Origin of the sequence: Mucilaginibacter sp. PAMC 26640 (assembly GCA_001596135.1) — a bacterium.
Taxonomy (GTDB): domain Bacteria; phylum Bacteroidota; class Bacteroidia; order Sphingobacteriales; family Sphingobacteriaceae; genus Mucilaginibacter.
This window is the reverse complement of the sequence record CP014773.1, coordinates 4,416,020-4,438,241: the sequence shown is the minus strand read 5'-3', so window position 1 is coordinate 4,438,241 and position 22,222 is coordinate 4,416,020. Positions and strand designations below refer to the sequence as shown.

Genomic DNA, 22,222 nt, shown 5'->3' with positions numbered 1-22,222 from the left:
TTTTGAGAGGAGTTGATTAAAGTATCGCTACCAAATAATGTTTCAAATATAGTAGAATGGCAATTTAATTTCCAAATAATATTTCAAATTAATTGGAAATGGGTACTACTGTCGTAGTTTCATTAACTTATCTAAACTGCGCTGGGCATTGTATCGTTAGGGGTTTAAAACTTTTTTTATCCCAGCGCCTGCTCCAAATCCGCAATTAAATCGTCTATATGCTCCAACCCAACAGAAACCCGCAATAAATTAAAAGGTGTTTTTGTATCCGGCCCTTCAACAGATGCACGGTGTTCTATTAAACTTTCTACGCCGCCAAGGCTGGTTGCCTGGGTAAAAAGCTCAAGCGCATTCACTACCCGTTTGGCTTCGGTTTCCCCATCTTTCAGCAGGAAAGACAATACCGCCCCAAAACCGGTCATTTGCGCTTTGGCAATTTCGTACTGCGGGTGCGACTGCAGGCCCGGATACAGCACGCGTTCTACTTTATCGTGATTTTCTAGGTATTCCGCCAGTAATTGTGCATTGCGCACGTGTCCGCGCATGCGGTATGGGAGAGTTTTAATGCTTCTTGTGAGATGATAGCAATCGGTAGGCGAAGGAATGGCGCCACCCATAGTCTGCACCGTTCGGATCTTAGTCCACCAGTCGTTAGTGATTCCGGTTATCAGCGCTCCGCCCATCAAATCGCTGTGGCCGCCAAAATATTTAGTAGTGGAATGCATTACTATGTCAACGCCTAAGGCCAAAGGTTGCTGGCAAAGGGGCGTAGCGAAGGTATTGTCGCAAACCACTCTTATGTTTTTAAATTTCGCAATTGCAACAACCATTTTGATATCGGTGACCTTTAAGAGAGGGTTTGATGGTGTTTCCAGCCAGATCAATCCGGTGTTTGGCCTAATATGGGCTTTCAGCACTTCGCTATCATTTACATCAACAAAATCAAATTCCAGAATACCTGCAAACAGCTGCTTAAGCTGGTTTCTCAGGCCATGATACATATCGTCCGGCGCGATGATATGCGTACCCGGTTCCAGCGATTGAAAAACTGACATGCCTGCCGCATTTCCCGACGAAAAAGCCGCTGCTTCTGCACCGCCCTCCAGTTTGGCAATCACGTTTTCTAATAAAGCGCGATTGGGGTTGGACGCTCTGCTATAAATGTGGCCACCGGGATACCCGCCATCTTCGGCACGCTGAAAAGTGGTGGATGTTACAATAGGCTGCACAACCGCTTTTGAGGTTTCGTCAATATGATTTCCGGCGTGGATAGCGATAGTTTCTATTTTCATTGGGGTGTAAGTTACGCATTCAAAATAAATGTAAATATTTGGCATTCGCTGTAGCGTAATGGAAAAGGCGTTCGTATTATCATAAAACCAAGCCATAAAACATGAAATACAAAGCCTGCCTTGCTCTTTTAGTGATCACCACCTTATCTGCATGTAAAAAAGAAGCGGTTACTACCGATTACGATAAGAGCTATTCTGCCTGGCAGCTCTTTAGAAAATCAGTTAATAATTCCTACAGTTACGTTACCTATGGCGGCTCGGTATTTGGTTACTATTCCGAATCCAAAATAACCGTACAAAACGGCCGGATAACAAGCCGCGATTTCGTAGCCCGCAATTTTAAGCCAGGAACAGATAGTTTAGTGGTTATTGCATCTTGGGAAGAAAGCGGAAATACGCTGAATACCCACGGCAACGCAAGTTACTTTTTTACACTGGACGATATTTATCAGCAGGCGAAAAATGTTTGGCTGAACGTTGACGCAAATAAGAACGATGTTTACTTCACGGTTGATGACCTGGGCCTTATTACATCTGCCGGATCGGTAGAAAAAGGCTGCCAGGATGATTGCTTTAACGGGATCAGAATTAAGGATATAAAGGTATTTGTGAAAGAAATTAAATAGTAATGCAGCTCCCGCAAAATTGATAGATCATCATCGCAATACAACCTTATATATTAGCCATTCGCAAATATCTCACTCTGTAAATCCATCGTCATATTAGGTGTTTAAACATAGGCGTGAACACGCCTCACGTATAAAACAGTTGTATTTTATTACCTTTGCCTAAACTATTTTTGTACATGGAAGTATCAGAAAATTTCGGGGTACTATTAAATAATCCGCAGCTTTTACCTGAGCTTAAAGCCATAGCCCAAAAGGTGCTCCATAACCAGCGTATTACTTTTGATGACGGCGTTTTGCTTTATGAAAAGGCTGAATTGGGTTATTTAGGTATACTGGCCAACTATATTCGCGAGCAAAAACACGGAGATAAAACTTATTTTAACCGTAACTTTCATATCGAGCCAACCAACCTTTGTGTTTACGATTGTAAATTCTGCTCCTATTCCCGTTTGATCAAGCAAAAGGCTGAAGGCTGGGAGTATACGATGGAGGAGATGCTGGATATCGTAAGAAAGTATGATGACCAACCCGTTACCGAAGTGCACATTGTGGGCGGTGTTTTGCCGCAGTATGATGTAGCCTTTTATTCGGAACTGTTTACGAGGATTAAACAACATCGCCCGGACCTGCATGTTAAGGCTTTAACGCCTGTTGAGTACCACTATATTTTTAAAAAGGCCAAGATCGACTATGCCACCGGTATGCAGCTGATGAAGGATGCCGGGCTGCAATCTATGCCGGGCGGCGGTGCCGAGATCTTCCATCCCGAAGTGCGCGACCTTATAGCAAAAGACAAATGCAATGCGGAGCAATGGCTGGCTATTCATGAAGAGTGGCATAAAATAGGCATGCGTTCCAACGCTACAATGCTTTATGGCCATATCGAAAAATATTGGCACCGGGTTGACCATATGGAAAGGCTGCGTGAATTGCAGGATCGTACGGGTGGTTTTCAAACATTTATTCCGCTTAAGTTCCGTAACCAGGATAACCAGATGAGCAACGTGCCGGAATCAACCGTGGTAGAGGATCTCCGGAACTATGCTATTGCCAGGATCTACCTGGATAACTTCGATCACATTAAGGCTTATTGGGCAATGATTAGCCGCACTACGGCGCAATTATCACTTAATTTTGGTGTGGATGATATCGATGGTACGCTGGATGATACCACCAAGATTTATTCTATGGCCGGTGCGGAAGAACAGCACCCGGGCATGAGCACAAAGCAATTGGTTGACCTGATCAAGCATGCGGGACGTCACCCTGTTGAACGCGATACGCTCTACAATGTAGTTACGGATTACAGCGTGTATCAATTTCCAGAAGAAGAAAAACCGAAGTACTATAAATTGCCTGTTATAAATTAGCGGTAATGCTTAACGCCAAAGGCAAACAGCCTGAGGCCCTTATATCGCTTTGAGCCTTGCGCTTTTAGCTGTCTGCAAAACAATGATAGAAAAGACATTATACATCGTACGCCACGGCCAAACAGATCTTAATAAACTTGGTATTGTACAGGGGCGCGGCCGAGATTCTGATCTGAATGATGAAGGCCGCCACCAGGCGCAGCAGTTTTATACAGCCTATAAAAATGTGCCTTTTGATAAAATTTACATATCTGAATTAAAACGTACACAGCAAAGTATTCAGCCATTTATTGATTCAGGAATTGCTTATGAAAAACTGGCCGGGCTGGATGAACTTGCCTGGGGAATACATGAAGGGCAAGCATCATCTCCGGAGCTTAAGGCTGAGTTTTTACATGTAATGCGTGACTGGGTATCCGGCAAGCTTGACGTTAAATTTGAAGGGGGTGAAAGCCCTAATGAAGTGAAGATACGCCAGCTGGAAGCAATGGAAATCATAATGAGTCACCCAGAGGAAAAAACGGTGCTCATTTGCATGCATGGCCGAGCTATGCGCCTTTTACTATGTATACTTACCGGTGTGCCGCTTACTGAGATGGACACCTTTCCGCATCAAAATCTGGTGCTGTATAAATTAATTTATGATGGCAGCCGGTACCAGATCGTTGAATTCAACAACGCCGTCCACCTCAAAACACCAGAAGAGATAAGTGAAAAAGATCAGAATATCCGCGGTTAGTTATACCAACACAAAACCTTTTTTATACGGATTGCAGCACTCGGCTATTATGGATCAAATAGAGCTGAGCCTGGATATGCCATCCGACTGTGCCCAAAAATTAATAGATGACAAAGCTGATATTGGCCTTATCCCGGTGGCCGCCGCGCTAAGTTTACCACAGTGGGAAATCGTTTCTGCTTATTGCATAGGTGCAGTGGGTGCAGTAAATTCTGTATTTATATTTAGTAATTGCGATATCAGGAATGCTAAAAAGATTCAGTTGGATCCGCAGTCCCGCTCTTCCAATAACCTTGCCCGGGTACTGCTCAAAAACTACTGGCAGGTTCAGCCTGAATTAATCAGAGATGCGGCAGACTACGGAGTATCAACGGATCAGGATATGGCCTTTGTACAAATAGGCGACCGTACCTTTGGAAAAACCGGCAACTATGAGTTTGTTTATGATCTTTCTGAAGAGTGGCAGAAGTTTACAGGCCTTCCATTTGTATTTGCCGCATGGATAGCCAATAAGCCAATTCCCGGGGAGTTTATAAAAGAGTTTGATAAGGCGCTCCAATTTGGGCTGGCTCATCGTAAAGACCTGTTGAAAGAACTGCCACAGCGCGCCGATTTTGATTTGGAGGATTACCTGATGCACCGCCTTGATTTTGACCTGACGGAGGATAAGAAAAAAGCGTTATACTTATTTTTAGATTATATCAAGGCGCTGTAAAGCGTCCAGATCACTATCTGTCGACCTGGATTTTCGGTAATTAAAGCGGTCGATAATGATCGGTTCTTCACCGCCTCATATTTTAAAGCTGAATACAGCATTTACCATCAACTAATTATTAATTTTGTCCGATGGATTTTATTATTGAGGCTGTTGTTAAAGCCATTAAAGATCTGTACCAAACAGATATCGCTGTCAAGGACATAAACTTGCAGGAAACCCGTAAAGAATTTGAAGGCCAGGTTACCGTGGTAACCTTTCCATATACCAAAATGTCGCGCAAAGGTCCGGAGCAAACCGGTATCGAAATTGGTGAATACCTTCAAAAGGAGGTAGCCGAGATCAGTGCATTTAACGTGATTAAAGGATTCTTGAATATTTCATTTGCTGATAGTTTTTGGCTGGCCAAATTGAGTGAAGAGATCCTTGCAGATGATTTTGCTATAGCAAAGCCAAATGGTAAAAAGGTGATGGTAGAATATTCATCGCCAAATACCAACAAACCTTTACATCTGGGTCACATCCGTAATAATCTTTTGGGGTTCTCAGTGTCAAGGATACTGCAAGCGGCGGGTTACCAAGTTACAATGGCTAACCTGGTGAACGACCGGGGAATCCACATCTGCAAAAGTATGCTGGCCTGGCAGGAGTTTGGAAATGGCAAAACACCTGAAAGTTCCGGCTTAAAAGGGGATCACCTCGCAGGCAAGTATTACGTTTGGTTTGATAAGGCTTACAAGCAACAGATACAGGAACTGGTTGAAGAAGGCCAAACGGAAGATGAAGCTAAAAAGAATGCACCACTGATAAAAAAGGCCCAGGAAATGCTTCAAAAATGGGAAGCGGGCGACGAGGAAACGATCAGCCTGTGGAAAACCATGAATGGTTGGGTTTACGCTGGCTTTGCAGAAACCTACAAAACCCTTGGCGTTGAGTTTGACAAATATTATTACGAAAGCAATACCTATTTATTAGGCAAAGATATTATAGAGGAAGGCATTGCCAAAGGCGTGTTTTTTAAAAAGGAAGACGGCTCAGTTTGGATTGACCTGACAGAAGATGGCCTCGACCAGAAATTGGTGCTCCGGGCGGATGGTACTTCGGTTTACATTACCCAGGATATTGGCACCGCACAGCTGAAATACGACGACTTTAAAATGGATGAGTCGATTTACGTTGTTGGCAATGAACAGGATTACCACTTTAAAGTACTATTCCTTATCCTTCAAAAACTCGGAAAAGAATGGGCGAGGGGTTTGTATCACTTATCCTACGGCATGGTGGATCTGCCATCCGGCAAAATGAAATCGCGTGAGGGTACGGTTGTGGATGCCGACGACCTGATGGCGGAAATGTTCAAAACTGCTGCAGCAACAACTGAAGCCATGGGTAAGGTGGATAGTTTTAGCGATGAGGACAAGAGCAAGCTTTATCATACAATAGGTATGGGCGCGTTAAAATACTTCCTGTTAAAAGTTGATCCTAAAAAACGCCTGTTGTTTGATCCTAGTGAATCAGTAGATTTCCAGGGGCATACCGGGCCGTTCATTCAGTATACACATGCCAGGATCAAATCAGTGCTGAGTAAAGCAGGTTATGATGAAGTAAGAAGATCTGCAGATATTACCGATTTAGGCGCCTCAGAGCGCGACTTGATCGTGCTGTTATCAAAGTTCCCGCAAGTAATTCAGGAGGCGGCCCTAGCTCACAGCCCGGCACTAGTTGCCAACTACGTTTACGAATTGGCTAAGCTGTACAATAAATTTTATCATGAGAGCCCGATTATGCAGGCAGAATCCGAAAATCTGAAGCAATTAAGACTACAACTATCTGCATCAGCTGCAAAAATTATCAAGACCGGTATGACTTTATTGGGTATTGAAGTTCCGGAGAGAATGTAATACACCATGCGCGGGTGTGCGAATTACAGATGTGCAGATGATCTTACATCTGCACATCTGCAATATGCACATCACTTAATTAGTGTTCAAAATCAACCTCGGCTCATCGTAATCGATCATTTTTTGCCGGCCTTCTTTAGGTATAGGAATTGATTTGGATGCGGCATAATCATAACTGATACAAACTGTTTTGCAGGTGGTGCAAATCTCTTCACCCTTATCAGTCAATTTGACTAGCACATGCATAATATCAAAGCTGCTGTTACCTATGCGAATGACGCGTACGTAGCAAACAATTTGATCATCGATAGTTACAGGCTTCAGATAGTTGATCTCTGATCTCCCTACAATAAAACCTATACCCTTGTTATGCCAATCAGCTACTTCCCTAAAATAATTGATTCGGGCAACTTCGAAATAGGTGAGATATATGGCATTGTTTACATGTCCTACGCTATCAATATCCGAAAAACGGATGGCTATGTCGGTTTTATATTTGTAATCTGTTAATTTTTCAGCCATAAAAATACATTTTGTCTGTAGGTTATTATTTTTGCAGACATTCTGTCGTGCATTTATCGAATTTCAACCATTGGTATAACAGTTGATTAATCATCTACGAAGTTAATAAAACAAAAACTCAGGAGGATATAAAAATGACATTAGTAAAATTCAACAACGGACTAAAAAGCAATGCTAACCCGTTCTTTAATGATGTGTTCGACTCTATATTAAACGATTCATTTATTGGCGACAGATTAGTTGCCCGCGTGCCTGCGGTAAATATCGCAGAGAACGATAATGAATTCCATATAGAATTAGCCATCCCCGGACTTAAAAAAGAAGATTTTAAGATCGCGTTAGATAAGGATGTTTTGAGTGTATCTGCCGAAAAAAAGGCAGAAAATAACCAGGAAACAAAAAAATATAGCAAACGCGAATACAGCTACAATTCTTTTGTGCGCTCGTTCACGTTGCCTGATAGCGCCGACTATGCAAAAATTGAGGCCGACTACACAGACGGGATACTTACCTTAATTGTTGCTAAAAGAGAAGAAGCTAAATATCAATCAAGAGAAATAGCGGTGAAGTAATTTAATAGTGTTTTCATAAGTTTGGTTTAGTAGAAGGCCGCCCTGTAATATGGGCGGCTTTTTTATTAAAAACGTTCGTTTATCGGGCTAGTTAGCGTACATCATCGCAACCATCACAAAATAACAAGCTGCAGCTTTTCATAGAATTTAAATTTAGCACTGTTAAGATTGAAAAATAACAATTTGTGAATCGATCATTGCCTGTTTTTTGTAGAGGGCGGATATGCTAACGCTGGCATTGTTAAAAACTTAAATATAATGGATTAATTTATTATCCTATTAAGTAAAAACCGAAAACTATTGACCGCTTGAAAGGTTGTATTTCCAAACACTACAACACTATGAATGATAATCATAAAATTACCCGGCGCCAGGTGGTAGCCGGTTTAGGCGCCACGTTCGCAGCTGCAGCCGTTTCCCCTGTACTGGCTGCATCAAGTGCCGCAACTGTCAGCAACGGTGCTGTCAAAATTGACGATCCTGTAGGTAAATATCCTAAACCTCCATTTAGAAGTCAACCCCAGCCGTGGCCGGGTTTACAAAGCAAAATGGATCCTGTGCCTGATTGCGGTGAAACAAGCTACAAAGGCTCGGGACGTTTAGCAGGTCGCAAGGCCCTTATAACTGGCGGAGATTCTGGCATAGGTCGCGCAGCGGCTATAGCATATGCACGTGAAGGTGCTGATGTTGCCATCAATTACTATCCTACAGAAGAGCAAGACGCACAAGAAGTGATCGCTCTGATCAGGAAAGAAGGGCGTAAAGCTATCGCAATTCCCGGTGATTTGCGCGGTGAAGATTTTTGTAAACAATTAGTACAAAAAACGATTGCCGGCCTCGGTGGCTTAGATATTATTGTTAACAACGCCGGCAGGCAGCAATCAACAAACTCTATAATCGATGTTACGACAGAAGAGTTTGATGCTACGATGAAAACCAATATTTATGCGCCATTTTGGATCATCCGCGAAGCATTGCCACATCTGCCTGCAGGATCGGCCATTATTGGTACCACGTCTGAGCAAGCTTACGATCCGTCGCCGGATCTGTACGCTTACGCGCAAACTAAGGCAGCCACTATGAATTACGTTAAATCTTTGGCTAAACAATTGGGTCCAAAGGGCATTAGAGTGAACGGTGTAGCTCCCGGACCTGTATGGACGGCTTTACAGATCAGTGGCGGTGCACAGCCCGAGAAACAACAAATGTTTGGTAGCTGGACAATGTTCGGCAGGCCAGGTCAGCCAGGGGAATTGGCTTCCATATTTGTTCAATTAGCAGCAGCTGATGCCAGCTTTGCTACCGGCCAGGTGTATGGTGCTTCAGGCGGTGTTGGACAGCCATAAACAAGAATAATTATGAAAAAAGCAATTTTAATACTCTTTGGTTTTGCCGGTTTTACGGTTAGAGCGCAAATCCCTCAACCGGATCCTGATACCACTGCAAAACACTTTCTTATCGTGGCAAGTATTGGTAATTTGCAGGAAATCAGCGCGAGCCAGCTGGCTACACAGAAAGCTACCCATCCTGATGTTAAATCATTTGGTAAAATGATGGTTATGGATCACCAACAGGCGGAAACGAAACTTCTGGCACTTGCAAAATCCAGAGGATACACCCTCCCGGCAGCAGCAACAGGCGGCATTATGCCGGACCTGCCACTTAAAAACGCAACGTCGGCTTTCGATAGGCTATATGTGCATGGCATGGTAGTTAGCCACCATAACACCGTGCAAACTTTTCAAACCTATGCCACTAATGGCAAAGATCCTGCAGTGAAAGCATTTGCACAACAAATGTTGCCCACTTTAAAAACCCACCTGGAAACCATTAAGGGAATAGATCAAAAAATCACAAAGCAAGTTGCCCGGTAAATGCGGGTGACTAATGAACAAAGTAGCTACTGGAAACGGTAGCTACTTTTTGTTTGATTAGTTATTCAAGGTAGTTGTATTTACCCTACAGCCTCATTCAGTGCTACTATTGCCGTTTTGAATTGTTCCCTGGCAATAAGGAACTGGATGTTAACTTTACGGAGCGCAAAGCCGGCGCTGATGATATTGATATCGTTTTTTGCCAGCGCGGTGGCTGCTTTGGCCAGCAATCCCGGCTGATCCATATTAGAACCTAATAAGCAAACCATAGCTACTTTTTCTACAGTGATCTTTTCAAACGACTGGCCAAGTTCTATCACCAGCTCTTCTTTAAAATCCTGCTCCCATATCACAATTGAAATGCTGTTAGCGCTGGTTGCTTTAAAAGTATAACTTACGCCGTGCTTATAAAATAACTGCATGATTTGCAAGTCGCTGCCCACATTACCTACCATCAACGGGTCGAAAACGTCTATCAGCATCAGGCGGTCTATCCCGGTTATAACCTCCACTCGTTTTAGAGCTGATACATAGGATCTGGTGATGAGCGTACCCGGATGGGATGGTTGAAAAGTGTTTTTGATTCTTAAATTTATGCCATTCATTTCCAGTGGTTTAGATGCTTTCGGATGAATAGCTTCCATACCAACATCTGCCAGCTGATCTGCAATATCATAATTGGTGTTACCCACAGGCTTGCAATTATCAATGCCTACCAAGGCGGGGTCTGCTGTAGACAGATGATATTCTTTATGAATGATGGCTTCCACCGGCTTAAGAATTTCGGCTATTTTGCTAAAGGTCACTTCAGAGTACCCGCGGTCAAACTCCCGCATAATACCTTCGGTACCTTTGGCGTATCCTGTGGCTACACAAAGGCAATTTTCCAAATCAATGCCGGAAAACGCGTCTTTTATGCGTTGATCTATCGTAAATGGTCGCTGATCATCAAAACCACTAAGGTCTACTAATACGGCATTTACTCCCTGATGTTTTAAAATATTAGTCAGCACAAACGCGGAGTGCGTTTCGCCGATGGACGCCAAAATTTCTCTCGCTGCCTGCAGGATCCCTTCACGGCTTACATAGCCGGACGCCAGGATATCCACCATATTTTCCAGGTAGGTTTGTGCTTTATTAATATGCGTTTCTATGAATTCGTCTGCCAAGGCTTTCTCAAGGCCGAGGTGGGCGTAGCTTTGGTTGATGTCTTTCAAGCGGGCCACCAATGCCGCCAAAGCCTGATGAAAGTCTTCGTTATTTAGGATACGGTGATAAACACCGGGTAGTTTGGTTTTTTTATCCTCCAGCAAAAGATTAGTAACTCCTGAAAAAGCCGAGACAACAAATACGCGGTTATAGAGATTGTCTGCCGGGCGGTCAAAATAAATAATATTATCGATAACCTCTTTTAAGGCGGTCATAGACGTGCCGCCGATCTTTTCTACTGTAAGCATTGTCTGAGCAGGATTTAATACAAGCGCGAAACTAAAACTTTCTCCTCAATAAGGGAATGAGTTTTTCAACATACCTTTTCTTTATCTGATTTTATACTATTTTCATCCAACTACTTTTATAAGATGAATCAAGAGTTAAACACTTTATTAACAGGTCTCAAGACAAATACAGTAGCATTTAAAAAAGTGCTGGAATTTATAGATACTTATTTTCTGCATCAGCCGACGGCTTTTAAAAACGGTAATTTGTACAACGAAGCATCCCAAAACCAGGGTAGTGCCAGGGTTTTTGCAATTGCAAAAATAAATAATTTGACAGTAGACGACACTTTGTTGCTTTTTGCAGAGCATTACCAGGCCGTATTGGCTGATCCAGTTGGGACCGATCATCAAAATATCAGGCAGTTTATGTCCCATGGATGGGCGGGAATCGAATTTGAAGGAGTGTCGTTGATTGCCAAATCCTGAAGGTAATTGTTGGCGTTAATTATATTTAAACTTTGTTGAGATAACCAGCCCATATCTATATTTCAATTTTACTGAACTTCATCAGGAATCAGGCGTTATAAAATATAAATTGACTGCCAAAATGAAGCGTAAAAATTATCTCTATTGTATTTTCTCGATTACTGTTGTGGTTTTATTTATGGTATCTCCACTGTTTGCGCAGCAGCCATTAAAGATCATTATCCTTCGCCATGCTGAAAAACCGGATCAGGGCGATAATCTTTCCTGTGCCGGATTTAACAGGGCGGTAAAACTTCCCGCCGTTATTGTTTCAAAGTTCGGCGTTCCCAATTATCTTTATGTGCCATCGCCATCGGTAGGGAAGGTGACGAAGAGTCTCCGTATGACGCAAACCATTTCACCGCTTGCAATAAGATACAACATTCCTATTAATACCAACTATGATGTTGCACAAACAAAGAAATTAGCTGTCAACCTACTTAAAAAGTCAGGGACGGTGATCGTGGTTTGGGAGCATAAAAATATCCCGGATATTATTTCGGCTTTAGGTATTGATGCAAAGCAACTCAAATGGGATACCGGTGACTTCGACAGCCTATGGATAGTAGCGATCAGCGGCAGCAAAAATACTTTAGTTAAAGATAAAGAAGGCATCCATCCCGTTGCCGGCTGCGCATTTTGAAGCAGGGGGGGCACCATTTTAGGTTTCGCTTAAACAGTAGCGCTGGGCCCAGCTGTTAAGGCACTAAACCATCCAATTTAATTTCCTAATTTAGCTTAAATGAGTAAGGATAATACCGATAGAAAAAGGAAAATATTTGTGCTGGATACATCCGTGATCCTTTACGATCATAATGCGTTTGAGAACTTTCAGGAGCACGATGTAGCAATACCGATACAGGTACTTGAGGAACTGGATAACATGAAGAGCGGTAACGATACGCGTAATTTTGAAGCGCGCAGCTTTATCCGCCTGATGGACGACCTTTCGCGTAATCGACTCATTAATCAGTGGATGCCGCTTAACGGTAAGAGCAAGGGCAGCTTTAAAGTGATAATGGATGTAAAAAACAGCAGTGCAGATGCCGAAGTTGTTTTTGGATCAGACAAGATAGACCACCGCATTTTAAATGCAGCCCTGGGCGTACAGTTTGAGAATCCGGATAAAAAGGTAATTCTCGTATCTAAAGATATTTGTTTGCGGCTTAAGGCCAAGTCGCTTAATTTGTATGCGGAGGATTATGAAACGGGGAAAGTTAAAAACATAGAGGAGCTTTACAGCGGCAAAACGGTGCTTAATAAAGTTACCGACAAGCTACTGGGAAAACTCAACAAAAATGATGCTATTCCTGCGGGAGATTTTGATCTTCAGCCAAGAAGTAATCAATTTTACATTTTAAACAGTAAAAACGCCACCGCCTCGGTTTTCTATAACAAACAAACCGACATGATGGAAAAGGTGATGGAGCAGCCGGTACTCAACATCCATCCCCGGAACCCCGAACAGGCATTTGCTATACATGCTTTACTCCATCCGGATATTAAACTGGTAACCATACAAGGCAATGCCGGCACGGGCAAAACGCTGTTGGCATTAGCCAGTGCGCTGGAGCAACGCAAATACTACCGGCAAATTTTTGTAACGCGGCCCATAGTGCCGTTAAGTAATAAGGATATCGGGTTTTTACCGGGTGATGTAAAATCTAAGATAGACCCCTATATGGCGCCGATTTGGGACAACCTCAAATTCATCAAAGACCAGTTTGCCGAAGATGAAAAGATGCAGGCTAAGATAGATGAACTGGTAGCCAACGATAAAATTTCCATAACGCCACTGGCATTTATTCGCGGGCGTACGTTGAGCAAGATTTTTTTTATAGTAGATGAGGCGCAGAACCTTACCCCGCACGAAGTGAAAACAATTATTTCAAGAGCGGGGGAGAGTAGCAAATTTGTTTTTACCGGTGATATTTATCAGATAGATACCCCCTACCTGGACGCGGAAAGCAATGGTTTATCCTACCTGATTGATAAGGCAAAGGGGCATCCGCTATACGCGCACGTTACCTTGCAAAAAGGGGAAAGAAGCGAACTGGCTAATCTGGCTACTGAGTTATTGTGATATTCATGATTAGAAAATTTATTTCGTATGGGTTGGTATTTTAATACTAGGCCCCAAAGCCGCGAAAAGTATCTACAGATACTGGAAAAGATTACGTATTAAGTCGGTATAGGGGAGAAATACCTAAAACAGTTGTAGTAGCGAAATTATCTTAATATATTCTCAGTCACCTTCCCGATGTCAATCGTCAGCTTATTAATAAAACCTAGCTGCTCTTTCATCAGGACATCATCAATGGTAAGCGGGACGGTCGGCACTTCGGCAACTTTAACCGCCTCGGTTTGCTGGAGAATAGGGGCAGGCGGCGCAACAATTTCATCTGCCAGTTTTTTATTGGTTTCCTGCAGCACGGCAATACTGCGCTTAACCAGTTTGAGAGTATCCGCATGCGGCCGCTGCGGCCCTGTCCTGATAAGCGCCGATGCAATATTGGCAGTGTAAGATGCCAGAATATGGTTTAGCACTACAAACTTATGAATATCCTTAATGTTTCGCTGCTTACTTTTAGGCTCGGAGGTCATCCGTTCAAATGTTGCCGAAAGGTTGGCAGAATTTACAAAAACATCCTTACGAGCCAGTTTATAATCAGTTAGCAACACCGTTTTGCCTGAAATGCTTTCTGATACTTTTTTCAGGTAGTTGATATTTGCCACGATGACCGCCTTCAGGTCTACTCTTATCTGCTCAAACTCCCAGGTAGGGAAAATAAGATAACTGGCAATCAAAGCGATCGAAGAGCCTATTGCCGTATCTATTATTCGTTCCTGGGCAACATTCAGTAATCCTACGCCTAAAAATTTGAAAAGTATAAGCACATAGGGGGTCATTAATATAACACTTACTATATAGTTTAGTCTCAGGAAACTGTAGGTGCCTATCATCAATACAACCAGTATAATAAACTGCGCAGTTTTATCAGGGATAAAGGTTAAAATGAATATACCTATTACACCTCCTGCTATGGTACCGATCAGTCTTTGATAGTTACGCTGTTTTGACAGACTGAAGCCTGGTTTAAGAATTACAATGATAGTAAGCAATACCCAATAACTGTGGCCGCCGAGCGATACGAATTTCGCTGTGATAAAACCCACAAGGCACACCAGTGAAACACGAAGCGCGTGCTTAAAAGTGGCAGATTTAAGCGTAAAATTATCCCAGAAAATGTGGGGAGCGTAGTCCTGGTGCGTTACAAATTTAGAATACTCCACGTCCCTTGTGTTGTTCATCAACATGTCCGAAGCTTTGGAATGGTAATATTTGTAAATGTTAGCAATGCTTTTGCTCACATCCCTCAAATTGATCAGTATCTTTTTCAATACTAAATTGCTGGCCTCCTTATCGTCGGCACCAACCTCGTCAATTTTGGCCTTTAGCTGTTCAAGTTTAAAATCAAGGTGATCCAGTTTTTCGGGGCGGGTGTTCGATAAAATAGCGTACCCAATGTTATCCAGATCGTTAGCGACGGTATGCAGAAAAATGGAGATTTCCCTCAAAACTCCGGTATGGGCAAATTTATCTCGGATCTGCTGGTAGTCGTAGTGCGTCGCCATGATCTGCTCAAACATATCCACCAGGTCGTTAAAGGTAAGTACCAGGATCCTGCTGGCAGCAGTAGATTCTTTAACCATTAACCGACTCTTAAAAAGCATTTCCCGTACGGCGTCCTGGTGATTGCTTACGGAAATTTGCTGCAGTACCAGCCGTTTATAATTTGCATCGATATCCGTTTCAGTTAGATAAAAATCGGCCTTTATGCGTAAAAAACGTGCAACGTCGGCAACGTTCTCGCCCAATGTTTGCTGGGCTGCCCTGTATGGCCTGATGCCGAAGAATATTAGGCTGAAGATCATATACCAAAGGCCTCCGGCTAAAATAGTTAAGCAGAAGATTGGTAGCTCTGGCGGGGGCACGGCCTTATCCATCATAAATATCATCACTAATAAGGATGATGTACCAACCGATGCGGCCCTGTTACCATACACAATGAGCATACTAAACAGGAAGGAAAAAGCGGTGATCTCTAAACCCAGGGTAAATACATTCAGCCGTGCATAACCGGTTATGAGTGCTACTGCAAGCAGTAATCCATTGCCGATAGCCATGGCGTTGCGCTTATGCACAACCGGGCCGGGGCTGTCTATGGCGCAGATACATAATGCCCCTAACGATAGGGTAAGGCCGAGATTAAAATCATTAAATTGCATGGCCACCAGAGAGGGCAATAAAATACCCGCTGAAATGCGTAGCCCGTCGGAAAAATACTGACTGTAAAAAAAGCTTTTTATTTCTCTTTTGTGGATGTTCATGGGTGTGCGTAACGACCGCTAATGATGCTGGCAAAATTAAACAAATAAAGTCGCCGCTTGTTCTAATAACGATAATTGCATCAAATCAATTTAAACGTTATAAATTGTTCAAAAATTAGTGTTAATTAGTTTTAGATAGCTAAATTCACGCCGTGATACTCTATAAAAGAGGTAGTATTTTTTCTAAAATCCCAAGTTATTATGCCGACGAATCAAAGGCTTAGCCAAAGAGAAGCAACTTTTAATCAGGAAGTTGTAACCCGTTTTGAGTTGTACAACAGTTTGTTCCAAACACTGCCTTTTTACCAGGTAAAGGATACTGGTATCCTCTTGCCTTTCTTTAGTTCGCATTGCGATAAGGGCGCAGTTAGTCATTCTTCACCAAAGGACATCATTGAGTCTTTTTTTCAGAATTATGTGCCGGGGATAGAGCACCGGGAGCAAATCAATCGTTTATTTAGGTTTATTCAATATATTGAACGCCAGGTAGTTTTATTTGATGCCATTGAAGATTCTTCATTTGGCACCGTTGGCCGTACAGACGATACCGGGCCGTTACAAAGCATGGTACAGCAGGCAACCTCCAACGAGGATGCCCGTAAGCAGATCAGCAAACAGCTGGAAGATTTTTCGTTAAGGCTGGTGCTTACAGCGCACCCTACTCAGTTTTACCCAGGCACTATCCTGGGTATCATGAATGATTTGATAGAGGCGCTGAAAAGCAATGACATTCCTGAAATTAACGCCTTGTTGCAACAACTAGGTAAAACGCCTTTCTTTAATAAAACCTCACCAACGCCTGTTGATGAGGCCGTTAGCTTGGTTTGGTTTTTAGAGAACATATTTTACCATGCACTTTCGGGCATTCAATCAAAACTGGAAGAAGAATTTGAGATGGATGGGGCCCATCAGGTGCTGGAACTTGGCTTTTGGCCGGGCGGCGACAGGGATGGTAACCCTAACGTAACGACAGAATCTACCCGCGAGGTATCGGCTCTGTTGCGTAAACATATATTCCGCTGCTATTACCGCGACTTTAGGGTATTGAAACGCCGGATCACTTTCCGTGGTTTTGCGGATAACCTGATGAAGCTTGAAAAACTGCTTTACGATAATGCTTTTAACGAGCAGGAAAGCCCTAAGGATCTTCAGCCGGAGATGCTGGCCATTCTTAAATCGATGCGCGAAACCTTGGTAACCAGTCACGATAGTCTTTTTGTTGATATCGTGGAAAGCATGATTCAAAAAGTCAACTTGTTTGGTTCTTATTTCGCCACTTTGGATATCAGGCAGGATAGCCGCGTTTTACGAAGCGTTTTTGAGTACGGGACCAAAAAGATTTATACAGGTGTACCTAAGGGATATGCTGATATGGACGAGGCTGCAAAGCTTAAAACTTTGCCATTTACCGAAGCCGATTTCATGTGCCCGGCAGACGCTGATGACATGACCCGCGATACATTGGATACGATCAGGCTGATGCAACAAATTCAGCATAGTAACGGGGTGAAGGGCTGCCAGCGATTTATTATCAGTAACTGCCAGCAGGCTTCTGATATATTACAATTGATCGATCTTTTCCTTTGGAGCGGCTGGAAAAAGGATAAGCTGACGGTTGATTTTATGCCGCTGTTTGAAACCGTTAATGATTTGAAACATGCAGCGGATGTTATGGAGACGTTATACAAGCATCCGTTTTATAAAAAGCATTTAAAAAGCAGGGGTAACCGTCAAACTATAATGCTTGGTTTTAGCGATAGCACGAAAGATGGTGGTTACCTAATGGCCAATTGGAGTATTTATAAAGCCAAGGTAGAGCTTACAGCAATGGCCCGCAAATATGATATTGATCTCGCTTTTTTTGACGGCAGGGGTGGGCCACCGGCCCGAGGCGGCGGTAAAACCCACCGATTCTATGCATCTATGGGCAAAGAAATTGCTAACGAACACATTGAGCTGACTATACAAGGGCAAACCGTAAGTTCTCAATATGGGTCTATAGAAACAGCGAGGTTCAATACCGAGCAGTTGATCAATGCCGGAATTATATCCGCCTTGCATCCTAATCATAAAGATTTGCTGGACGAGAACCATAAGGCATTAATTGCCGAAATGGCCGGTGCCAGCCATGAGCTTTTTCTTGCGCTGCGCGAGCATCCGCTTTTCGTAGAATACCTGGAAACGTACAGTCCGTTAAAGTTGTTGTCGCAGATCAATATTAGCAGTCGCCCAACCAAGCGCAATGCATCAGCCAAGCTTAAGCTGGAAGATTTGCGTGCCATCAGTTTTGTTACCTCGTGGAGCCAGTTAAAACAAAGTATTCCTGGTTTTTACGGTGTTGGTACCGCGCTGAAGAAAATGAAAGACGGTGGCACCTGGGAGCAGGTTAAAGAACTTTACCAGAATTCTGGTTTCTTTAAAACCATGCTGGATAACTGTATGATGTCTATGTCAAAATCGGATTTCAGGGTAACAGCCTACCTGGAACAGGATCCTAAGTTCGGAGCTTTCTGGAAAGGCCTTAAAGACGAGTTTGAACTGACAAAATCACTTTTACTTGAATTGACAGGTACTACGATGTTAATGGAAGAATCTCCGGTTGAGCGCCGATCGATAGCCATTCGCGAAAAGATAGTTTTGCCACTGGTGATTATTCAGCATTATGCTTTACAGTGCCTAAATAATACGCAAGACGAGGAGTTGATCGGCATATATAATAAACTGGTAATTCGTACGGTATATGGCATCGTTAATGCCGGGCGAAACCTGGCGTAGATGCTTACACGATAATTTTATAAGACTGGTGTAAATTTTAATCCTGTTTTTATAAACAGGATTACGTTATGTTTGTTACTACCAATTACAAGCTTAACAATTTATAAATGAAACAACTGGCCGCTATAATACTTGTATCAACTATATTTATTTCGATCAATGCCTGCACAGATAACAGAAAAGCCAAAAACTACAACGTAGGGCCGGATACCGGTGTCTCCGTTGTTTTTGTGCAAAAATGCTTGGAAAATGGTAACGCGGAACTGTCATTATCTAAGTTAGCGTTGAGGAATTCACGTAACCCTGAGGTGATCAACTATGCTAAAAGGATGGTAGATGAACATACCAAGGCTGCCAAAGACCTTAAGAAAATAGCAAAGGAGCAGGGTGTTAAAGTTTTAGATAGCTTAAGCACGATACATGGCCAGGCAATGGCTGCATTATCAAAAAAACTAGGCCCCGATTTCGACAAGGATTATATACAGGCAATGGTGCAGGATCACGAACAAACCATTACGCTGCTCAAGTCTGCGGCTACAAGTAATAACAAAAACGTAAGTGATTTCGCCAATAAAATGCTTCCTATCATACAGGATCACTTAAAACAGGCCAATATCATTTGTGCGAAACTAAAATAATTTCAGCTGTTACTGCCGGGGAGGCTGGGCTGTTTCCATCAGTTCGGCGCCCATATTTATGTGATTCGGTAGTTTCTTATTTATCCCTGATACCAAAGTTGGATTGCCTAAACGGTGAGGAACCTTGTCCTTGCCGTAATATAGCGATATGTTCCCAACTACAGTCAGTACAATTTTCCCAGTCCTTTAGGCAAGCCAAATAGCAAGTGCCAATAAGGTGACGTGATTTCTGCGATCCTGAACGATTTGTGGTAAACAATTCAGCAAAAGATTACAGATAATAAGTTATAAATCTCTACAGGAAAATATTAACGGTAACCGAAACTTAAATTAGTATAATGTCGTTATATAGTTACTATGAAAAATACATTTACGTTCCTTTTAGCAGCAGCTAGTTTGTTGACGGGCTTATCTGCAAGCGCGCAACAAGTAGATACTATTAAATCCAGCAAATGGATGAAGAAAGACTTCGCCGGTGCAGCCTTGATAGGAGTTACCTATCGCAAAACTAACTTAAATCAACTTAATCAAATTTTAAGCGCTAATGGTATTCCCTCGTTAGGTAATAATAATATTTGGATTAATGCCACTATGGATCGGGTTTTTAAGAAAGTGATCATGGAAGACGGAATAGGTTTTACTCCAGTTACCAAATCTGAAGTGAACGGCTTAAAAACTAAATATAATCAGTATAATGCTTTTTTACGTTTCGGGTATGATGTATCAAGTAGTTCAAATTACAGGTTATTTCCGTTCGCAGGGGTAAATTTCAATGCTGCGGTTTTGAACATCCAGGACAAAAAACGGATTGAAGGCACGAATGATTTTTCAACCGAGATCCTCAACAGCACATCCAGCAAAACATTTTATCAGCCGAACGTAGGGATTGATTTGGGTGCGGGTTTTGATTATCTCATCAAATTAAGATCAAAGCAAATGGATAATGTTTTGTTGCAACGTAGTATTCCAATTGGTATCAGGGCAGGTTATTACATAGATGCCTACCAGGGCGATTGGAAAGTAGACAGCCATAAACTGCAGAATGGGCCTGATAATAAAAACAGTGCTTTTTTTGTATCCCTTAACATTGGTATCGGCTATCGTGTTACCAAAACAAAATAATTAAACTTCGAACGCGAACTTAGCGTTGCTCCAAAATTCATCCAGCGCGATGATCCGGGGTTTAAAAAATGAGATTAACCCTGGCCAGTCATCCTTTTGGAAAATACTGGCCGGGGTTAATTGTTTATAAATCCTGCTAATAGTTTTACCGTAATCATCCGTAGTGAGCAGTTCCCAGTTCCATTCTTCGCCAAGGGTATTGTTTAACATCGTTTTGTAGGTTTCAAACTGCTCGAAGAACAGTTGTTGCAATTCAGGATCGGGATGCGCGATCTCAATGCTGATGGTGCCCAGTTTATTATCTGCCTGCATCTTAAAGAAAATATGCTTCACGCCGGTTTTGTAATTGATCCAGTTGACGCGCAGGCCATCGGCAGAAAGTACCGGCCCCATATATTGGCCAAAAGCTGTCCAAAATTCCTGTTTTAGTTGTGATGCCTGATCTTTTGAGTACATTTTTAGCTAGAGGGGTTGGTGCAATGACAGCCCCTTCGGGCTTCGGCTTCAAAAATCAGATAAACATCTAAATAATCCATACGCGGGTTTAAAATAATCTTCATATTAATTTATGTTAAATAAAAAACGATTAAATTAGACAGTATTTACAACGTTACCGGTAATTAAATATCTGATCTTTACTTTTGATTCCGCTAGCGTGTATTGCTCAAAAAGCACCGAAACCTGATCAGGTTATGGTTAAAAGTAGCCGGTTTGTATCGCGCAAAGCTATTGTGGATTGTATAGCGAAGTTTGTTTGCGCCACCGGATATCGCTTCATAAAATTAATGCCATATGATGAAAATTATAAAACTGCCCGTTGCCTTCCTTTGCTTCATTTATCTAATTATTTTTAATTACGCTACGGCACAAGATACCACCCTGTATGCACCGTCTGCAAAACTGCAATTGATATCCAATCAATTTACTTTTACCGAAGGCCCATCGGTGGATAGAAAGGGGAATATATTTTTTACCGATCAGCCTAACAATAAGATCTGGGAGTATGATATTAATGGCAAATTATCACTTTACATGGATAATGCAGGGCGGCCAAACGGAACTTATTTCGATAAAAAAGGGAACCTTATTGTGTGCGCCGATGAGCATAACCAGTTATGGCAGGTAAAAAAAGGGAAAAAGAAGAATGTGCTGCTAACTGATTATGATGGCAGACTGCTTAATGGGCCTAACGACCTTTGGGTACATCCCAACGGGGATATCTATTTCACCGACCCTTATTATCAGCGTCCCTGGTGGACCCGCACTAAATCCGACCAGGATGGGCAAAAAGTGTACTACTTACCAAAAGGTAAAACTACAGCTGTAATGCTGGAAGACGGGCTTAAACAACCCAATGGCATTGTTGGCACACCCGATGGCAAATTTTTATTTGTTGCGGATATTGGCGGGAACAAGATTTATAAATATAATATAACGCCAAACGGTGCCCTGGGCAACAGAACGATATTCGTAAATAAAGGTGCTGATGGTATAACACTTGATGAACGCGGTAATCTATACCTTGCCGGTAATGGTATCACCATTTTTAATCCTGCTGGTGAGCAAATTGCGCGCATTGAGGTGCCCGAGCCATGGACTGCCAATATTTGTTTTGGCGGTAAACATAAAGATAAACTTTTTATTACCGCTTCAAAAGCCATCTATGTGATGCAAATGAAGGTAAAAGGAGTGGAGTAAAAGTAGTAGTAAAGGAAAC

General features: G+C 42.4%; 20 protein-coding genes. 15 read left to right on the top strand and 5 right to left on the bottom strand.

Annotation, left to right across the window (positions count from 1 at the left end):
• Positions 1-176: 176 nt before the first annotated feature.
• Entirely contained in the window at positions 177-1,292 is a 1,116-nt protein-coding gene (locus A0256_19225) for a cystathionine gamma-synthase (protein AMR34623.1), read from the bottom strand.
• A gap of 101 nt (positions 1,293-1,393) precedes the next feature.
• Here A0256_19225 and A0256_19220 point away from each other — a divergent pair, with 101 nt between their 5' ends.
• The 5 genes from A0256_19220 (at position 1,394) to A0256_19200 (ending at position 6,646) form a co-directional block, all read left to right on the top strand.
• The gene (locus tag A0256_19220; GenBank protein ID AMR33398.1) at positions 1,394-1,918 is read left to right on the top strand and encodes a hypothetical protein; all 525 of its coding nucleotides are present in this window, start codon (positions 1,394-1,396) and stop codon (positions 1,916-1,918) included.
• A 179-nt stretch (positions 1,919-2,097) separates the two neighbouring features.
• On the top strand, positions 2,098-3,291 hold the full coding sequence (locus A0256_19215; protein AMR33397.1) for an aminofutalosine synthase MqnE: 1,194 nt from the start codon (positions 2,098-2,100) through the stop codon (positions 3,289-3,291).
• Positions 3,292-3,376: 85 nt separating this feature from the next.
• Positions 3,377-4,030: a phosphoglycerate mutase gene (locus tag A0256_19210; GenBank protein AMR34622.1), complete on the top strand. Its 654-nt coding sequence runs from the start codon at positions 3,377-3,379 to the stop codon at positions 4,028-4,030.
• Positions 4,002-4,745, top strand: a complete 744-nt coding sequence (locus tag A0256_19205) for a radical SAM protein (protein ID AMR33396.1) — start codon at positions 4,002-4,004, stop codon at positions 4,743-4,745. The genes A0256_19210 and A0256_19205 overlap by 29 nt, the downstream gene beginning before the upstream one ends.
• Positions 4,746-4,876: 131 nt before the next feature.
• Positions 4,877-6,646, top strand: coding sequence for an arginine--tRNA ligase (locus A0256_19200; GenBank protein AMR33395.1), 1,770 nt, complete (start codon positions 4,877-4,879; stop codon positions 6,644-6,646).
• Between the two features lie 75 nt (positions 6,647-6,721).
• Here A0256_19200 and A0256_19195 read toward each other — a convergent pair whose 3' ends face one another.
• Positions 6,722-7,168 (bottom strand): thioesterase, encoded by a 447-nt coding sequence (locus tag A0256_19195; protein AMR33394.1) that lies wholly within the window; start codon positions 7,166-7,168, stop codon positions 6,722-6,724.
• Positions 7,169-7,302: 134 nt separating this feature from the next.
• On the opposite strand from A0256_19195, the gene A0256_19190 reads away from it, so the two are divergent.
• The 3 genes from A0256_19190 (at position 7,303) to A0256_19180 (ending at position 9,614) form a co-directional block, all read left to right on the top strand.
• A complete protein-coding gene (locus A0256_19190; GenBank protein ID AMR33393.1) occupies positions 7,303-7,740 on the top strand; it encodes a heat-shock protein in 438 nt (145 codons plus the stop codon).
• 341 nt (positions 7,741-8,081) lie between these two features.
• Positions 8,082-9,086: an NAD(P)-dependent oxidoreductase gene (locus A0256_19185; GenBank protein AMR33392.1), complete on the top strand. Its 1,005-nt coding sequence runs from the start codon at positions 8,082-8,084 to the stop codon at positions 9,084-9,086.
• 12 nt (positions 9,087-9,098) lie between these two features.
• Positions 9,099-9,614: a hypothetical protein gene (locus tag A0256_19180; protein ID AMR33391.1), complete on the top strand. Its 516-nt coding sequence runs from the start codon at positions 9,099-9,101 to the stop codon at positions 9,612-9,614.
• 80 nt (positions 9,615-9,694) lie between these two features.
• Here the strand turns inward: A0256_19180 and A0256_19175 are convergent, their stop codons facing one another.
• Positions 9,695-11,071 (bottom strand): aspartate kinase, encoded by a 1,377-nt coding sequence (locus A0256_19175; protein AMR33390.1) that lies wholly within the window; start codon positions 11,069-11,071, stop codon positions 9,695-9,697.
• Positions 11,072-11,194: 123 nt separating this feature from the next.
• On the opposite strand from A0256_19175, the gene A0256_19170 reads away from it, so the two are divergent.
• The 3 genes from A0256_19170 to A0256_19160 all read left to right on the top strand — a co-directional run bounded on the left by A0256_19170 (position 11,195) and on the right by A0256_19160 (position 13,661).
• Positions 11,195-11,539 carry a HopJ type III effector protein gene (locus A0256_19170; GenBank protein ID AMR33389.1) on the top strand — a complete coding sequence of 115 codons (345 nt, stop codon included), beginning with the start codon at positions 11,195-11,197 and terminating at the stop codon, positions 11,537-11,539.
• A 178-nt stretch (positions 11,540-11,717) separates the two neighbouring features.
• Entirely contained in the window at positions 11,718-12,221 is a 504-nt protein-coding gene (locus tag A0256_19165) for a hypothetical protein (protein ID AMR33388.1), read from the top strand.
• 99 nt (positions 12,222-12,320) lie between these two features.
• Positions 12,321-13,661, top strand: coding sequence for a phosphate starvation-inducible protein PhoH (locus A0256_19160; GenBank protein ID AMR33387.1), 1,341 nt, complete (start codon positions 12,321-12,323; stop codon positions 13,659-13,661).
• 146 nt (positions 13,662-13,807) lie between these two features.
• On the opposite strand, the gene A0256_19155 is transcribed toward A0256_19160, so the two are convergent.
• A complete protein-coding gene (locus A0256_19155) occupies positions 13,808-15,970 on the bottom strand; it encodes a hypothetical protein (GenBank protein ID AMR33386.1) in 2,163 nt (720 codons plus the stop codon).
• A gap of 201 nt (positions 15,971-16,171) precedes the next feature.
• On the opposite strand from A0256_19155, the gene A0256_19150 reads away from it, so the two are divergent.
• The 3 genes from A0256_19150 (at position 16,172) to A0256_19140 (ending at position 20,505) form a co-directional block, all read left to right on the top strand.
• A complete protein-coding gene (locus A0256_19150) occupies positions 16,172-18,745 on the top strand; it encodes a phosphoenolpyruvate carboxylase (protein ID AMR33385.1) in 2,574 nt (857 codons plus the stop codon).
• 107 nt (positions 18,746-18,852) lie between these two features.
• Positions 18,853-19,383 carry a hypothetical protein gene (locus tag A0256_19145; protein AMR33384.1) on the top strand — a complete coding sequence of 177 codons (531 nt, stop codon included), beginning with the start codon at positions 18,853-18,855 and terminating at the stop codon, positions 19,381-19,383.
• Positions 19,384-19,740: 357 nt separating this feature from the next.
• Positions 19,741-20,505 (top strand): hypothetical protein, encoded by a 765-nt coding sequence (locus tag A0256_19140; GenBank protein AMR33383.1) that lies wholly within the window; start codon positions 19,741-19,743, stop codon positions 20,503-20,505.
• Here the strand turns inward: A0256_19140 and A0256_19135 are convergent, their stop codons facing one another.
• Positions 20,506-20,961: a hypothetical protein gene (locus A0256_19135; protein AMR33382.1), complete on the bottom strand. Its 456-nt coding sequence runs from the start codon at positions 20,959-20,961 to the stop codon at positions 20,506-20,508. It lies immediately after the preceding gene.
• 339 nt (positions 20,962-21,300) lie between these two features.
• Between A0256_19135 and A0256_19130 the strand changes: the two genes are divergently transcribed.
• On the top strand, positions 21,301-22,203 hold the full coding sequence (locus A0256_19130; protein AMR34621.1) for a gluconolactonase: 903 nt from the start codon (positions 21,301-21,303) through the stop codon (positions 22,201-22,203).
• The last annotated feature ends 19 nt before the right edge of the window (positions 22,204-22,222 follow it).

What these genes read in the sequence shown, in the direction of transcription:
- A0256_19185 (AMR33392.1), top strand. Translation starts at nt 8,082, where the DNA reads ATGAATGATAATCATAAAATTACCCGGCGCCAGGTGGTAGCCGGTTTA.
- A0256_19175 (AMR33390.1), bottom strand. Translation starts at nt 11,071, where the DNA reads ATGCTTACAGTAGAAAAGATCGGCGGCACGTCTATGACCGCCTTAAAA.
- A0256_19190 (AMR33393.1), top strand. Translation starts at nt 7,303, where the DNA reads ATGACATTAGTAAAATTCAACAACGGACTAAAAAGCAATGCTAACCCG.
- A0256_19160 (AMR33387.1), top strand. Translation starts at nt 12,321, where the DNA reads ATGAGTAAGGATAATACCGATAGAAAAAGGAAAATATTTGTGCTGGAT.
- A0256_19215 (AMR33397.1), top strand. Translation starts at nt 2,098, where the DNA reads ATGGAAGTATCAGAAAATTTCGGGGTACTATTAAATAATCCGCAGCTT.
- A0256_19140 (AMR33383.1), top strand. Translation starts at nt 19,741, where the DNA reads ATGAAAAATACATTTACGTTCCTTTTAGCAGCAGCTAGTTTGTTGACG.
- A0256_19165 (AMR33388.1), top strand. Translation starts at nt 11,718, where the DNA reads ATGGTATCTCCACTGTTTGCGCAGCAGCCATTAAAGATCATTATCCTT.
- A0256_19170 (AMR33389.1), top strand. Translation starts at nt 11,195, where the DNA reads ATGAATCAAGAGTTAAACACTTTATTAACAGGTCTCAAGACAAATACA.
- A0256_19135 (AMR33382.1), bottom strand. Translation starts at nt 20,961, where the DNA reads ATGTACTCAAAAGATCAGGCATCACAACTAAAACAGGAATTTTGGACA.
- A0256_19200 (AMR33395.1), top strand. Translation starts at nt 4,877, where the DNA reads ATGGATTTTATTATTGAGGCTGTTGTTAAAGCCATTAAAGATCTGTAC.
- A0256_19180 (AMR33391.1), top strand. Translation starts at nt 9,099, where the DNA reads ATGAAAAAAGCAATTTTAATACTCTTTGGTTTTGCCGGTTTTACGGTT.
- A0256_19220 (AMR33398.1), top strand. Translation starts at nt 1,394, where the DNA reads ATGAAATACAAAGCCTGCCTTGCTCTTTTAGTGATCACCACCTTATCT.
- A0256_19195 (AMR33394.1), bottom strand. Translation starts at nt 7,168, where the DNA reads ATGGCTGAAAAATTAACAGATTACAAATATAAAACCGACATAGCCATC.
- A0256_19145 (AMR33384.1), top strand. Translation starts at nt 18,853, where the DNA reads ATGAAACAACTGGCCGCTATAATACTTGTATCAACTATATTTATTTCG.
- A0256_19150 (AMR33385.1), top strand. Translation starts at nt 16,172, where the DNA reads ATGCCGACGAATCAAAGGCTTAGCCAAAGAGAAGCAACTTTTAATCAG.
- A0256_19155 (AMR33386.1), bottom strand. Translation starts at nt 15,970, where the DNA reads ATGAACATCCACAAAAGAGAAATAAAAAGCTTTTTTTACAGTCAGTAT.
- A0256_19130 (AMR34621.1), top strand. Translation starts at nt 21,301, where the DNA reads ATGAAAATTATAAAACTGCCCGTTGCCTTCCTTTGCTTCATTTATCTA.
- A0256_19225 (AMR34623.1), bottom strand. Translation starts at nt 1,292, where the DNA reads ATGAAAATAGAAACTATCGCTATCCACGCCGGAAATCATATTGACGAA.